Source organism: Bacillus sp. cl96 (assembly GCF_900100505.1).
Lineage (GTDB): Bacteria > Bacillota > Bacilli > Bacillales > Bacillaceae_G > Bacillus_A > Bacillus_A cereus.
This window is the reverse complement of record NZ_FNDM01000001.1, coordinates 157,217-171,428: the sequence shown is the minus strand read 5'-3', so window position 1 is coordinate 171,428 and position 14,212 is coordinate 157,217. Positions and strand designations below refer to the sequence as shown.

Sequence of the window (14,212 nt, the reverse complement as noted above, 5' to 3'; positions counted from 1 at the left end):
AATGGAATAAGAAGGGTGCATTAAAAGTATCTGTTAAGGTGTCCAGAGAAGATTAGGAAACCGAAACATACAACGTGGAACGTAATTACAATCGCAAGGATGTGTGTAAATTTATTGTTTGGCCAAAACTTATGCTTTTTGTTTTTTCGTTCAAAAATATCGAATAAAATAAACAGTGCGGCATGGTATAGACCATAAATAACATACTGCGCAACAGCGCTTCCTTGGATGTGCCAAATTCCCATAATGAAGAAGTTTAAAAATGCACCGATATACGAAATAGTGTAACGGTTCTTAATTAACTTTTTCTTCGTTGCAAAAAAGACGAAACGCATGTAAATAAAATCACGGAACCAGAATGATAAACTCATGTGCCAGCGGTTCCAGAAGTCTTTAATATTACGACTAAGGAATGGCTTATTGAAGTTTTCTGGCGTTTTAATTCCCATCATATAACTTACACCAATTACAAAAGAGCTATAACCAGCAAAATCAAAGAATAGATATAAGCTATAGCTATACATGTAAATCATATTTGAAAATATTGTATCGTGTTGAGCGAATGCTGGATCCATACAATATTGCTTTATTAAGTAAGCAATAATAAATTTATACAAGAAACCTTGGAAAATACGATTTAGTCCTGTATATAGTAAATTTTGATATTCTTCAGCGCTAGGTGGCTTTTGAATATCTTTTTGGAATCTTCGGTAACGATCGATAGGTCCTGTTGAAATCGCAGGGAAGAATAAAACGAATTCCCAGAAGTTAAAGAAAGAAAGCTCTTTAATTAAACCATCACGAACTTCAAATACCATTTGAACTGCTCTGAATGTTACGTAAGATATACCTAGGAAAACAACAAGTTTTAACTCAGGTAAAAACGATGCAAACGGCGCGATTTTTGCCAAAATAAGAGGCAAAATCGATAAAATAACAGCTATGCAAAATGTGAATGTACTATTATTTTGTTTTCTTAAAATTAAATAGCCTTTAATAAGGACATATTGCCAAATAATAAATGCAGCTAGCATCATTGCTTGCTTTGGTTTATCTGAGAAGATAATAGCAATCATGACTAATGTTAAAACGGCATTATATTTGCGCAACATTTTACCTTTTAATCCAGCTATGATAGTAGGTATTAATAAAATGCCCACTATAGCGAAAAAATAAAATGATCCATATGCGGTCATGCTGTAACCTCACTCAATAATTTTTTGCGATCTACCTTTCCATTTGGTGTCATTGGAATAGAAGATTGATACATGAATTTACGTGGAATCATGTAGTTTGGTAATCGCTCATTGAGTTCTTTTTTGATTGCAGATGTTAATTTGAATTCTTTTTCAAATGAATGTTCTCCAGGAACAACAACCGCTAATAAATAATCGTATTTCTCACCTTTTTTAATTGGAACGATAACTGCTCCTTCTACGTAAGAACACGCACGAAGGTGATGCTCAATTTCTTCTAATTCCATTCGATAACCATGCAGCTTAATTTGGAAATCAAGACGACCATTATAGAATAGAAGACCATTTTCAACATAGCCAGCATCGCCTGTTTTATAGGCGCGCTCACCGTCAATCATAGTAAATGCTTTTTCTGTTAATTCAGGGCTTCCTAAATATCCAACGCTTACGCTTGGACCGACAATTACGATTTCACCTTTTTCACCATCAGGTGCGATCGTGCCATCTTCTTTCATAATAAGAAGGCGACAGTCTGATTTACAATAGCCAACTGGAAGTGATTTGTATTGATCAAGCACTTCTTCTGTAACGTGAATACCTGTTACAGCGACAGTAGCTTCTGTTGGACCATACGTATTCATAATTGTTGCTTTAGGGAAACGTTCAATTAATTTTCTAGCCACTTCATTTGGTAACACTTCGCCGCAGAATAAGAATGTTTTCATGTTCGGTAGCATACTCTCAGAGAAAGATGCTTCCATTAAACACATTTCAGCGAAAGAAGGTGTGGAAGTCCATACTTGAATATCCGATTGCTCTAAAGAAGCAAACAAGTCTTTTGGACGCGCAATCATATCTTTATCGATTGCCCAAAGTGTACCACCTGTTACTAATGATGGGTAAATATCCATTACAGATAAATCGAATGAGAAAGGTGCTTGGTTTAAGAATACTTGCCCTGTTTGTAAGTTGAAATCTTCTACAGCCCATTTTGTAAAGCTAACAAGGCAGTTATAAGTAATCTGAACCCCCTTCGGATTACCTGTGCTTCCTGATGTGTAAATAATGTAGAAATTCTCATCACCTTTTACCGCATGTTCAGGATTTGGAGTGTTCCCTTTATGAGTAAAGAAAATATCTTTTAAGTTGTCTTCACTTACGATGCGAACTGGTAAATCAGTTACAGTTACTGCTGTTGCCGATAAAAGTAATTTCGCACCAGAATTTTCAGCAATACGTTGTACACGATCAGCTGGGATAGATAAATCTACAGGAATGTAAGCATGTCCAGCTTTTACACATCCTAAAAAGTTAATAATCATTTCAGGTTGCATATGGCCATACACCATAATTGGTGAACGATCGTCTGGATACTCAGAAGAAATCCAATGTGCTAACGCATCAGAATCTTCCTTTAATTGTTTGTACGTAATTTTCGCATCTCGCCAAACAAAAGCGGTTTGATCAGGCGTTTCTGCAGCCCACTTTTCAATTTGTTCTAATAACTTCATAACGTTCCCACCCTAGAATTCATTGTAAATAAATGTACTTGTGTTTGTATCATGGAATCCATACAACCAAAGTAATGCAAATAAAATTGCAAGATAATAAACCGTCTTTGCAACCCATTGTGTGAGTGGTCGAGACCATATCTCTTTTAATCTTTCCATGTCTTTCCCTCTCTTAATGAAATAATAGCTCTTTGTAGGTATCATGTCCTACATTATTGTGAAAAAAACAAAATCCCACATTTTAGGTAAAAATAAGTCAAAAGGCTCTTTTCTGATATTAGCACTAAATACTAAAAAAGAAAATCCCTAACTTAGCAATTATATTACATTCAGCATGAATTTGTAATGGGTTTGACATGTAAATAGAAAGTGGATTGTGTGAATACATAAAAGTGGACTATAAGAATACGTAAAAATACAGTGTTTGTTTTTATTAATCATTTAAGACGGAGTAAACTTTTAAATTTCTAGTTCTTTTGAAAAGGAGGAAATTATCATGAATAGGGTGTGGAAGAATCTAATTTCGGAAGAAAATATTGTGAAATGGAGAAGGCATTTCCATAAGTATCCGGAATTATCATTTCATGAAAAAGAAACTTCGCAATTTATATATGATACATTATGCTCATTTTCTTCTTTTGAAGTAACGAGACCGACGAAATATAGTGTACTAGCAATTAAAAGAGGTGTGAAGCAAGGGAAAGTAATTGCGATTCGAGCTGATATAGACGCTTTGCCAATTCAAGAGGAGACAAGTAAATCTTATACATCTGTGAATAAAGGAATGATGCATGCATGTGGGCACGATGCTCACGCAGCTATTTTATTAAGCACAGCAGAGGTGTTATCAAATATAAAGGAAGATTTTGCAGGTGAGATTCGTCTATTCTTTCAGCACGCAGAAGAGGTGTATCCAGGCGGGGGACAAGAAATGGTTGAGGCAGGTGTAATGGACGGTGTTGATTATGTAATAGGTTTACATGTTATGTCAGGACTTGAGAGTGGAAAGATAGGAATTGCATATGGACCGATGATGGCAGCTCCAGACGTATTTACAGTTGAGATTCAAGGCAAAGGAGGACATGCGGCGCGACCAGAAGAAACGATAGATCCTATTGCTATCGGAGCACAGATTATTACAAATCTACAACATATCGTATCAAGAAATACAAGTGCTTTTATGCAAAGGGTTGTTTCAGTTACACAATTTCATGGGGGAACGGCTGACAATATTATTCCTAGTACAGCAACTTTAATGGGAACTGTTCGTTCATTTAATCAAGCATTGAGGGTGGAAGCAGAAGGGAAAATCGAGAAAATTGTGAAAGGAATTACAGAAGCACATGGAGGATCGTATACATATACGTATCGATATGGATATGATCCGGTTATTAATGATGAATATATTACGAAAATAGTAGAAGAAAGTGCACTACATTTGTTTGGGAATGAGCGTGTTGTGAAGCTTGAACCTTCTATGGGTGGAGAAGATTTTTCAGCATATTTAAGAAAAGCACCTGGTTGTTTCATTAAATTAGGAACAGGTAATGAAAATATATATACTTGTTATCCACATCATCATCCGAAATTTGACTTGGATGAATCAGCATTAATTTGTGGAGTGGAGCTATTTTTAGAGACGACTATAAGATTACTAAAATCATAGAAAAACAAAAAAAGGCAACTGCACTCTATTGCAGTTGCTTTTATTTCTTTCCGTCAGAGAGGGCTGAGAAAGAACTATGCTCATTCATAGTATATGAATAGCTAACGGACAAGCTTGTACATTTTAATCATTTTTTTAAAAATAGTTATTGACATTGATAATCAATGTCAATTAATCTAAATATAGTTGGAATTGATAATTATTATCAATAGGATGGATGCGACATGTTAATGAGAAAGAATTTTCACCTTCTGCGGAGGGGATTAAAAGATAAAAATAAAGATGTTGATCAGTATATGGAATGGCAAAGAAATGTAATTCGGTCTGAATATGTAGATGAGAAGAAGAGCATTCAAACAGAAAAAGAGATACAAAGTAAAGGGAGAGGTTCAGTTGAGTAAGTTAGTAATGATTTTTGCAAGTATGAGTGGAAATACAGAGGAAATGGCTGACCATATTGCCGGCGTAATTCGTGAAACAGAAAATGAAATTGAAGTTATTGATATTATGGATTCACCAGAAGCTTCTATATTAGAACAGTATGATGGAATTATTTTAGGTGCATACACTTGGGGAGATGGCGATCTTCCTGATGATTTCTTAGATTTTTATGATGCAATGGATTCTATTGATTTAACTGGGAAAAAAGCGGCAGTATTCGGATCATGTGATTCGGCTTATCCGAAATACGGAGTGGCAGTTGACATTTTAATAGAAAAGCTACAAGAGCGCGGGGCAGCAGTTGTGTTAGAAGGACTAAAAGTAGAATTAACGCCAGAAGATGAAGATGTAGAAAAATGTTTACAGTTTGGAGCTGAATTTGTAAAACACCTTTCTTAATGGCAGAAGGGAGATGAAGAGCAAGTGCATGAGAAAATCTCAATCAAAACGATGACAGATTATCATTTGTATGATTTTATGCGTTGTCCGCATAAATTTTATTTTCGTCACATAAAAAGAAGAGAACCTTCTTCATTTGAATGGCAACAAATAGCACAAATGATTGTCAATCAAATTATTAACGAGTATTACACGCTACCTGCGGGTCAACAAACGAAAATTGTACTTTTAATATTAATAGAAAAGTATTGGAAAAAAGTAAGGATTGATATGTTTGCTTCGAAGACGGAGTACTATATTGTATTAGCGAAGCTAACGGATCACTTATTACAGTTCGTTGAAAAGGATGATAGTCAGACACCACCATTGTTTTTATACGAGAAGTTTCAAACATATATGGAAGAGTTAGGTGTCCACATGTCATTGACATTTGAAGTTGGTGAGTGGAGTGCTGAGTCGTTTGTAATTAAAAAGTATGTTGTCGATGCAGATGAGGAAATGCTTGCTCTTTGTCAGAAGCTAATGACAGTATTCAGTTATAAAGCTTTCGGAGTTCTTCCAGGAAAAATTGAAGTTATTAATTTAATAGAAGGAACTAAGTATGAGTACATTCCGAAACAGGAAGATATTATAACTGGAATGGCTGATTTATCTAGAATGAAAGAAATGTTAGAGCAACCTGAGCATTATACAGAGCGTCATTTTCGTTCTGAGTGTATAAGTTGTGCGTTTCGTAGTGAATGCCAAGGGGAAGAAGTAAAGACAGAAGCGAAACAGAAGAAAAATATAGTTCATTAAAGGATGCAACTTTGCATCCTTTTTTGTTATTGACATGAAAAGCTTTTCATCATTTACGGTATATTTGTAGCAGATTTTAATAAAGTGAAACTTTAATCAGTGGGGGTTTTGTCAATCACCCACTGATTATCAGCCCTCATTAATCGGGCTACCCACAAATAGCAGAATAAAGGGAGGAATAATCAATGAAAGATGAAACAAAAGTATTTCAATGGTTAAAAGAACAAAATGCTCCTTTTGAAATTCAACTGCAAATTTTACAGGCGTTTCAATTGTATAAAGTTATTGTTGAAATGGATAAAAAGTTAATGATGTATGAGGAGAGAGTATATAGGGAGAGAATGTAATCTCATCCCTGTAATATCGTTTTTAGCTGTTCTGTGCCTGTAATGAATTCGAGTTCATTCTCTGACTCAAAGTTATAAATAATATTATGTAGTAAAGGACTGTATTGATAAAAGGTAGTAATACGATGAATGAGTAATGGATCATGATGAGAAATAAGTGTACTGTACTGTTCATATACAGATGTAGTAAACTCATCTCCGAAATCATAATATAGTCCTGCAAAATCAAAAGCAGGATCGCCAATTTGCGCATCACCAAAATCGATAACACCTGAAATGCGTTTGTTCTGCTTGTTAAATAAAATGTGATGATGTGTAAAATCAGCGTGAATGATTGTATTTTGAAATTTAGATGTAGCTAGACAGGCAAAGAAATTCTCGAATAAACGATTTAAGGCTGATTTCTGGAACGAAGTAAGATTGTTAGTAACATACTGATTTAATTTAGTTTGTAGCTCTTTCCAGTAGGTAAGTGTTTTTTCAATAGGGAATCCTAACGCTGTAACACTTTTTAGAGGAATACTATGTAGAGCAGCAAGGAAAGTAGCTAATTGTGTAATAATTGCTTTCAGCTCTGTATCCTCCAGCGTGGCAACTGTTTCTGTTTTTAATGGTTCACCATGAATGAGAGTATAGTAACTACAAAGAGGAACCTCATCAGATTCATTTTTATAAATTAGGTGATATTGTGGAACTTCGATTTCTTGTAGTGATTGAGTGAGAATTGCGCATAGTTCTTTTTCTAACGGAATTCGCATCGCATATTCCTGTTTTCGCGGGAAACGAAACAGTAGCTCATCATTTACTATAACTGCTACATTATCCCATCCTTCTTCATTTTGTTTATATGAATGTATAGAAAGATTAGGCAAAGCTTCTTTTATATAATGTTTGTAAGAGTCCATAATTGTTCCTCGTTTCTGAGTTAAGTTATTCTATTTTATGATATCAGAATTTTCTTTCTATATGTTAAAATATATCTATTATTATGAAGAAGGGCGGGAGTATTACGAAAAAAAGACTGTTAATCATTTCTCTATGTATCGCTTTTGTATTGTTTTGGTCATATAAAGAGGAGGTTTTTGCTACCTTTAAACCGATTGATCAGTACGAGTTAAATAAGGAGTTAAAGAACAAAAGTATAGAAAATTTAACTCATAATGAAATGAAAAACGTAGGAGAGCATTTTGTGACTGAACAACTATCAGTGTTTGAGTTTAATAATAAAGAAGATGTGAAACGAAAAGGTGAAGAAATATTTTTAAATAGAGGGTATGAACAATTAATGGAAAATTATTATCCAAATCGTTTTCAAGATTTAGAGTATAAATTTACAAGCGAGGAGATACGTGAAGAGACCGATGAGAGTTTTCTTTATCAAGCTGTAGCGTACGTTGCGGGTACTGAAAATGGTAAGAGAAGCGAAATGAAATTGAATTATGAAGTGAAAATTGTAAAGGTTAATAATATTTTTATGGTGCTAGAACAAAAGCAGCGCGTACAATAAAGGAAATTCATTGCTCAATAGAACATTTGAGGGTGTATTACTTAATGCGGAATAAAAAGGCCCTCAAGGAATAAAGGGCCTTTAAAGATTTTCATTTTGTTGACCAAGTTCTTTTTGAGCAATATATAAATTCCCTTGCTCGACTTGTTTAAGAGTATGAACAGAATCTCCTGCATATCCTTTTTGTGTTTTAATAGTTCTTTTTGAACGATTGGAATCTTGTTTCTTCATATAATAGGCCACCTTTCATCAAAAATAAACGAAAATGATAAGTATGAGTAATACAGCAGCGAAAATGGTAATGCCCATTAAAAACGAAGTGTTTTTATATTTAGGTGGCTTATGTACATCTTGCCGATATCCAGGTGAAATTTCAGGGGCAAATTCTTCATCGAATGATTGCTTTTTTTCTTTGTCGTCCATATGTACCCACCTTTCTTTTTCATTATATTATACGTTACAAGAAAAAATATGCATAAAGAAAACAGCCGCTTTATTATTAGCGGCTGTTTTGTGTTGTATATTTTCGTTGTACTTGAAAAAGACGGATAAGTAGGAAGGCAGCGCCAAATGCTAGACCGATAATAAGGCCGATCCAATAGCCTTTCGCGGCCCATTCTGTATACGTCGCTAATATGTAACCTAGTGGTAGACCTATTATCCAATAAGCAATTAAAGTCATAATTAGAGCAACATTTACATCTTTATAACCACGCAAAGCTCCTTGTACAGGGGTTGCAATTGCATCTGAAATTTGAAATAAAATTGCAAAGATAAGAAATTCTTTTGCTAAATGATGAACTTTTGCATCTGTCGTATAAATAGAAGCAATTTGATCATCAAAGAAGTAGAGAAGAATCGAATATAATAAAGCAAAGGCAAGGGCTAATCCAATTCCAATCAATCCGTATTGTTTTGCATTATCGCAACGTTTTGCTCCAACTTCGAATCCGACCGCAATAGTCATTGCCATTGCTAAACTTAGCGGAGTCATATATAACAAGGAAGCAAAGTTCATAGCTGCTTGGTGAGCTGCAATAGTTGTCGTACTAAAATTACTCATCATGAGCGTTACCGCAGCGAAAATACTCGTTTCAAAAAAGATAGCAAATCCGATAGGGACGCCAAGTTTTAAGAATGCTTTCCAACTCGAAAGAGAAGGTCGGTATAATTGTTTGAAAATGTTGAAAGAGGCAAAAGGCTCTTTCGTCTGAATAATAATGACTGTAATAATTAAAATGCACCAATATGTTGCAGTGGAAGCAATTGCTGCTCCGACACCACCAAGCTTTGGGAAACCGAAGTTACCAAAAATTAATAGGTAATTTAATATTACGTTAATTGGTAATGATAATAATGTAATAATCATCGTTGTTCGAGTTTTTCCTAATGCATCAATAAATCCACGTAAAACAGTGTAAGTGAATAAAGGTATAATTCCTATTGCGATAATACTTAAAAATTGCGCTGCAATACGTTCCACAGGTTCTTCTAAGCGCATGCCATTTAAAATAGGTGAAACGACGAAAAAACCGATGAGGATAACAACGAAGCTAGCACAAATTGCTAAATAAACTGCTTGTATGACAACGTGGGGAACGTCCTCTTTTTTCTTGGATCCAACGAGCTGTGCAACAATGGGAGTAGTAGCCATTAAAATTCCTGTTAACCCCGTACTAACTGGAATCCATATACTTGTTCCAATTGCAACACCTGCTAAATCAGTTGGACTTGCATGTCCTGACATCGTTGTATCAAAAAAACTCATCGCAAATAATGACATTTGCGTTACGAAAATCGGAAAAAATAGTAATACAAATTGCTTTAACTTTTGTGAGAATGAAGTAGTTTCTTTCATAAAATCCCCTTTCCATATAAAAAAACAAACTCTTACTATCATACAATTTAATCAAAGATTAGAAAAGAAATACGCGCCTACAACATATAAAACCAATAAAAAAAGGATGCACTTTGAAAAGGGATAAGGTATTATGATAAGGTGTGAAAAAATTACATATTATTTGTTATTAAGGAGGCACTACTTGTGGCTGATTGGTTAATTGGTTTAATCATGGGTGCTGTTGAAGGGTTAACAGAGTTTCTACCAGTATCATCAACAGGACATATGATTTTAACAGGACATTTAATTGGATTTGACGATGAGAGAGCGAAAGTTTTTGAAGTTGTTATCCAATTGGGATCGATTTTAGCAGTTGTTGTTATATTTTGGAAGCGTCTATGGTCGTTAGTTGGAATAGGTAAAGTAACAGACGGACCATCGTTAAATTTATTACATATTATTATCGGGATGATTCCTGCTGGGATACTTGGCGTGTTATTCCATAGCACTATTAAAGAGGTTTTATTTGGCCCAGGACCAGTTGTTATTAGCTTAGTAGCCGGTGGTATTTTAATGATTGTTGCTGAGAAGTTTTCGAAACCAAGTACAGCAAGAACGTTAGATGAAATCACATATAAACAGGCATTTACAATTGGAATGTTTCAATGTTTAGCTCTTTGGCCAGGATTTTCTCGTTCTGGTTCTACAATCAGTGGTGGTTTATTAGCTCGCGTGTCGCATACAGCGGCAGCTGAATATACGTTCATTTTAGCGGTACCGATGATGGTAGCTGCAAGTGGATTAGATTTAATTAAAAGCTGGGATGTATTAAGCTCAGCAGATATAACGCTATTTGTAACAGGATTTGTAACTGCATTCGTTGTTGCGATGCTTGCAATTGTTTCATTCTTGAAATTATTATCTCGTGTGAAACTAACACCGTTTGCTTATTATCGTTTTATTTTAGCTGCGGTATTCTATTTCTTCATTATGTAATAAAAAAACCTGCCGAGCTCGGCAGGTTTTTTTATTTTACTATTTTTTCCACCATATTTTCCATTACATGCTCCCAAAGAGAAGTATCATCAGCTAATGTAGCACGGAAATTAGCATACATTTCTTTTTGTTTTTCTTCGAATGTTGGATCTTCTTTTTCGGGTAATGTAGCGCGCATTGAAGTTACTAATTCTTGTACTTTTGGAGCGCGTGGTCCAAAGACGGCTTGTTCATTTCCATCTTTATCAATGAAAATAAAGATTGGAATCGCACGTGCTGTTCCATTTGTTAAATATTGATCCATTAATTCTAAGTTTTCGTCGCGAATTAATAAACTCATTTCAATATTTGCAACTTCAGAAATTCGTTTCATAACAGGTACGCATAAAAGAGCATCGCCACACCAATCAGCAGTTAATACGATAACACGCCAGCCGTCATTTTGACGTTCTTCTAATACAGGAAGTAATTCATTTGGAATTAAAAAGTTATTGTAAATGTGTAGTAGCTCGTATTGGTTTACTTGCATTTCATTCACATATGTATCAAAGGACATACCTTTATCAGCCCATTGTTGTAAGTTCATAATTAACACCTCTTTAGTAAGATTTGCTTTCATTGTACCAATTTTTATATAGAAAAGCTTGTATTCTTACTCTTTCTCGTCACTTAATAACTTATTTAAGAGGAAAAAGAATAGTACGACACATAATTCAGCTATGTTGGACATTTGTACGCTTTCTATCCAATCATCAGCAGTATGAATGACGAACCAATCTAGTGTAATTTCAATGAATGAGAAAAGAGTAATAGAAATCCAATTTGGCATGTTTTGTGTCAGTGGATATAGCAGCGCTTTGAAGAAACTGAAGATGAAAAATGTAATACTGTCTAAGAAAGTGATTAATAAAAAAAAGAGAAGTAACGCAATACGTGAACTATACTCTATACCTGTAATTTGAAAGATTCCTACATATACAAAAAATATAAATGCAAAAATTATAATGAGAAAAAGAGCAATAATACTAATGATAATCGTTTTATCTTTTAGGCTGAGATTTGAGAATTTCTCCTCCTCATGCATTAAGATACCCCCTTTTTCTGGAAGTTAACTTCATTTTATCATGAAATACATATTAAAAAACTACGAATTATGGGAAAATAAGGTGACAAAAAGTAAGATTTCATGTAAAATTATTAATAAGGTTTTTATTTAACTAAATGAAATAAAAGGAGCTGTCAAAGTTGTCTCAAAATCGAGAGCAATTAATGGAAGAACTATCGACAAATGTGTTTGCTATGTTTCGCACATTGCGTAATGATATCGGAAAAATATTCGGTGGTTACATACCGTGGAATGAATTCATCGTCCTGAGAATATTAAATCGTACGAATAAAGAAATGGTATCGCGTGTAGCAAATGAATTAAATGTGTCGAATAGTCATATTACAGCTGTTACAGAAAAATTAATTAATAAAGGTTTTGTAACTCGTTCACGTTCTACATCAGATCGCCGAGTTGTGTATTTAGAGATTACAGAACAAGGGAAAGATTTAGTTGCGAAAATGGAAGATGCGAAAAAACAATATTTACAAGAAAGATTCTCTACACTTTCAGAAGATGAAATGAATGTAATGATTTCGATTTCCAAAAAACTTATTTAAGTGATTATAAACAAGAAAACGCTTACGTGATGAAAGAGAAGATCTTCCTTATATATGGAAGGTCTTCTTTCATGTGTAATAGATGTTAAAAAATAAAATGTGTATGAAAAAAGATAGAGCGCCATACTACTAATACAAGGAAGGGAGGGAGAAATATGACGAATCGTAACGGTAGTAAAGGGAGCGGTAATCAAGGATCACCAAAGTCCGGCCAGTTTAATCAGGAATTTAGCACTGAATTTGAAACTGGTAATAATAATAAAGGGAAAGAATATCGTTCTAAAAAAGGGAGTAAATCAAAAAAGGAGTGAAATTCATCACTCCTTTTTTTGATTTAAGATGCTGCCGATTGATCCGTATTATATTTTTCTTCTGATTTTGCGACAATCATTGCGCAAATTGCATCACCAGAAATGTTTACAGCTGTTCTAGACATATCTAAAATACGGTCAATACCGATAATTAAAGCGATACCTTCTACTGGTAGATTTACTTGATTTAAAACCATTGTAAGCATTACAAGTCCAACACCAGGTACACCAGCAGTACCGATACTAGCTAGTACAGCAGTTAATACGACCATAGCTAATTGCGGTAATGTAAGTTCAACTCCGTATACTTGAGCGATAAATACAGTGGCTACCCCTTGCATAATGGCAGTACCATCCATATTAATAGTTGCCCCTAGTGGTTGTACAAATGAGCTTATCGCTTTTGGAACGCCAAGTTTATCTTGTGCTGTTTTCATTGCAAATGGAAGCGATGCATTAGAGCTAGATGTACTAAATCCAATTGCCATTACTGGTCCGAAATGTTTAAAGAAACGAACAATACTTTCTTTTGCTAATACCTTTAATAAGCCGCCATATACAAAGACCCCGTGAATAATGAGTACTAACATAACGACAATCATATACTTGAACATCGCAGCGACGCCTGCAAGCCCCATTTTACCAACGGATGAAGCGAGCAAACCGAATGTTCCAATTGGGGCTAATTTCATAACGAGATTAACAAGATACATCATTAATTCGTTGCCCTGTTCAAGTAATGAATGGATACCTTGAACTCGTTTTCCTAAAATAGCTATACCGAGTCCAATCAATACGGCAAAGGCAATGATTTGTAACATGTTTCCGTCAGCCATCGCTTTTGCTGGGTTATCTGGTACGATATTTAGCAATGTGTCGACGAAAGATGTTTCAGTTTTTGCACCTTCATACTTAAGACCTTCTGTTTTAAAATTACCGCCAGCTCCTGGTTTTATAATAAGTGCAAATGTAACCGCTATAGAGATGGCAACCGCAGTTGTTACGAGAAAGAATGAAATTGATTTTAAACCGATTCTTCCAAGTTGTTTCGGATCTCCAAGGCCGGCAGCACCAAGTACGATAGAAATGAACACAACAGGAACAACTAGCATTTTAATAAGTCGAATAAACAATTGACCAATTGGGTTGAACACAAATTGATTTAGTGGCTCAAAGATAGATGGAGCAGCTAAATTTAGAGTGAGTCCAACAACTAGACCTAGAAATAATGCGATTAAGATTGCTTTTGTTTGTTTCAATAAAATCCCCCCTTTTGTTTTTGCGAAATTTCTTTCTAAAGTAATTATACCGAAAAAATACCTAATTTGACAATATTTTCTGAATTTTTCGTTTTTGTTTAAGTGTAGATAGACTGATTTTGTGTTTGGAAAATAAAATAGACCATCACATAGGATGGTCAAGGGAAGGGGACAATTTATGTCAATTTAATTAGGGATGGAAGTTGCTTTAAGACACTGGGGAATGTCTTATAAATTAGGGAGGAACAACTTCGATACATATACTATAAAAGGTAG

At 34.7% G+C, this 14,212-nt stretch carries 19 protein-coding genes; 9 read left to right on the top strand and 10 right to left on the bottom strand.

Going from position 1 to position 14,212, the window contains the following annotated elements; translation table 11 throughout:
* Window positions 1-20: 20 nt before the first annotated feature.
* The 3 genes from dltB to BLT20_RS00990 are packed head-to-tail and all read right to left on the bottom strand — an operon-like array spanning window position 21 to window position 2,866.
* Entirely contained in the window at window positions 21-1,196 is a 1,176-nt protein-coding gene (gene dltB, locus BLT20_RS01000) for a D-alanyl-lipoteichoic acid biosynthesis protein DltB (protein ID WP_000127933.1), read from the bottom strand.
* Window positions 1,193-2,707 (bottom strand): D-alanine--poly(phosphoribitol) ligase subunit DltA, encoded by a 1,515-nt coding sequence (gene dltA / locus BLT20_RS00995; RefSeq protein ID WP_000770505.1) that lies wholly within the window; start codon window positions 2,705-2,707, stop codon window positions 1,193-1,195. The genes dltB and dltA overlap by 4 nt, the downstream gene beginning before the upstream one ends.
* Before the next feature lie 12 nt (window positions 2,708-2,719).
* Window positions 2,720-2,866, bottom strand: coding sequence for a teichoic acid D-Ala incorporation-associated protein DltX (locus BLT20_RS00990; protein ID WP_000440293.1), 147 nt, complete (start codon window positions 2,864-2,866; stop codon window positions 2,720-2,722).
* Between the two features lie 337 nt (window positions 2,867-3,203).
* Between BLT20_RS00990 and amaA the strand changes: the two genes are divergently transcribed.
* The 5 genes from amaA (at window position 3,204) to BLT20_RS30390 (ending at window position 6,358) form a co-directional block, all read left to right on the top strand.
* The gene (amaA, locus tag BLT20_RS00985; RefSeq protein ID WP_001082783.1) at window positions 3,204-4,373 is read left to right on the top strand and encodes an N-acyl-aliphatic-L-amino acid amidohydrolase; all 1,170 of its coding nucleotides are present in this window, start codon (window positions 3,204-3,206) and stop codon (window positions 4,371-4,373) included.
* A gap of 224 nt (window positions 4,374-4,597) precedes the next feature.
* Complete coding sequence (locus BLT20_RS30395) at window positions 4,598-4,774, top strand: hypothetical protein (RefSeq protein ID WP_000929024.1); 177 nt, start codon at window positions 4,598-4,600, stop codon at window positions 4,772-4,774.
* Window positions 4,767-5,213 (top strand): flavodoxin, encoded by a 447-nt coding sequence (locus BLT20_RS00975; RefSeq protein ID WP_000041153.1) that lies wholly within the window; start codon window positions 4,767-4,769, stop codon window positions 5,211-5,213. Before BLT20_RS30395 ends, BLT20_RS00975 begins: the two co-directional genes overlap by 8 nt.
* Window positions 5,214-5,237: 24 nt before the next feature.
* Complete coding sequence (locus BLT20_RS00970; RefSeq protein ID WP_000544570.1) at window positions 5,238-6,011, top strand: hypothetical protein; 774 nt, start codon at window positions 5,238-5,240, stop codon at window positions 6,009-6,011.
* 185 nt (window positions 6,012-6,196) lie between these two features.
* Window positions 6,197-6,358, top strand: a complete 162-nt coding sequence (locus tag BLT20_RS30390) for a hypothetical protein (protein ID WP_000651086.1) — start codon at window positions 6,197-6,199, stop codon at window positions 6,356-6,358.
* Between the two features lie 2 nt (window positions 6,359-6,360).
* Here the strand turns inward: BLT20_RS30390 and BLT20_RS00960 are convergent, their stop codons facing one another.
* Window positions 6,361-7,263, bottom strand: a complete 903-nt coding sequence (locus tag BLT20_RS00960) for an aminoglycoside phosphotransferase family protein (RefSeq protein ID WP_000378984.1) — start codon at window positions 7,261-7,263, stop codon at window positions 6,361-6,363.
* 83 nt (window positions 7,264-7,346) lie between these two features.
* Between BLT20_RS00960 and BLT20_RS00955 the strand changes: the two genes are divergently transcribed.
* Complete coding sequence (locus BLT20_RS00955) at window positions 7,347-7,865, top strand: hypothetical protein (protein ID WP_000715257.1); 519 nt, start codon at window positions 7,347-7,349, stop codon at window positions 7,863-7,865.
* Between the two features lie 81 nt (window positions 7,866-7,946).
* Here the strand turns inward: BLT20_RS00955 and BLT20_RS30385 are convergent, their stop codons facing one another.
* The 3 genes from BLT20_RS30385 to BLT20_RS00935 all read right to left on the bottom strand — a co-directional run bounded on the left by BLT20_RS30385 (window position 7,947) and on the right by BLT20_RS00935 (window position 9,723).
* Window positions 7,947-8,096, bottom strand: a complete 150-nt coding sequence (locus BLT20_RS30385; protein ID WP_000743734.1) for a hypothetical protein — start codon at window positions 8,094-8,096, stop codon at window positions 7,947-7,949.
* Window positions 8,097-8,114: 18 nt separating this feature from the next.
* Window positions 8,115-8,288, bottom strand: a complete 174-nt coding sequence (locus tag BLT20_RS00945; protein ID WP_000341062.1) for a hypothetical protein — start codon at window positions 8,286-8,288, stop codon at window positions 8,115-8,117.
* 76 nt (window positions 8,289-8,364) lie between these two features.
* On the bottom strand, window positions 8,365-9,723 hold the full coding sequence (locus tag BLT20_RS00935; protein WP_000665547.1) for an MATE family efflux transporter: 1,359 nt from the start codon (window positions 9,721-9,723) through the stop codon (window positions 8,365-8,367).
* 186 nt (window positions 9,724-9,909) lie between these two features.
* Between BLT20_RS00935 and uppP the strand changes: the two genes are divergently transcribed.
* Window positions 9,910-10,701 carry a bacitracin resistance undecaprenyl-diphosphatase gene (gene uppP / locus BLT20_RS00930; RefSeq protein WP_000796253.1) on the top strand — a complete coding sequence of 264 codons (792 nt, stop codon included), beginning with the start codon at window positions 9,910-9,912 and terminating at the stop codon, window positions 10,699-10,701.
* A 31-nt stretch (window positions 10,702-10,732) separates the two neighbouring features.
* Here the strand turns inward: uppP and BLT20_RS00925 are convergent, their stop codons facing one another.
* Both BLT20_RS00925 and BLT20_RS00920 read right to left on the bottom strand, forming a co-directional pair.
* The gene (locus BLT20_RS00925; RefSeq protein ID WP_002040836.1) at window positions 10,733-11,320 is read right to left on the bottom strand and encodes a thioredoxin family protein; all 588 of its coding nucleotides are present in this window, start codon (window positions 11,318-11,320) and stop codon (window positions 10,733-10,735) included.
* Between the two features lie 33 nt (window positions 11,321-11,353).
* A complete protein-coding gene (locus BLT20_RS00920; protein ID WP_000544070.1) occupies window positions 11,354-11,785 on the bottom strand; it encodes a YrvL family regulatory protein in 432 nt (143 codons plus the stop codon).
* 161 nt (window positions 11,786-11,946) lie between these two features.
* On the opposite strand from BLT20_RS00920, the gene BLT20_RS00915 reads away from it, so the two are divergent.
* Window positions 11,947-12,366, top strand: coding sequence for a MarR family winged helix-turn-helix transcriptional regulator (locus BLT20_RS00915; protein ID WP_000081434.1), 420 nt, complete (start codon window positions 11,947-11,949; stop codon window positions 12,364-12,366).
* Window positions 12,367-12,521: 155 nt separating this feature from the next.
* Entirely contained in the window at window positions 12,522-12,677 is a 156-nt protein-coding gene (locus BLT20_RS00910) for an imidazoleglycerol-phosphate dehydratase (protein ID WP_073339333.1), read from the top strand.
* Between the two features lie 23 nt (window positions 12,678-12,700).
* On the opposite strand, the gene BLT20_RS00905 is transcribed toward BLT20_RS00910, so the two are convergent.
* Window positions 12,701-13,936 carry a dicarboxylate/amino acid:cation symporter gene (locus tag BLT20_RS00905; RefSeq protein ID WP_000814802.1) on the bottom strand — a complete coding sequence of 412 codons (1,236 nt, stop codon included), beginning with the start codon at window positions 13,934-13,936 and terminating at the stop codon, window positions 12,701-12,703.
* Window positions 13,937-14,212: the final 276 nt, after the last annotated feature.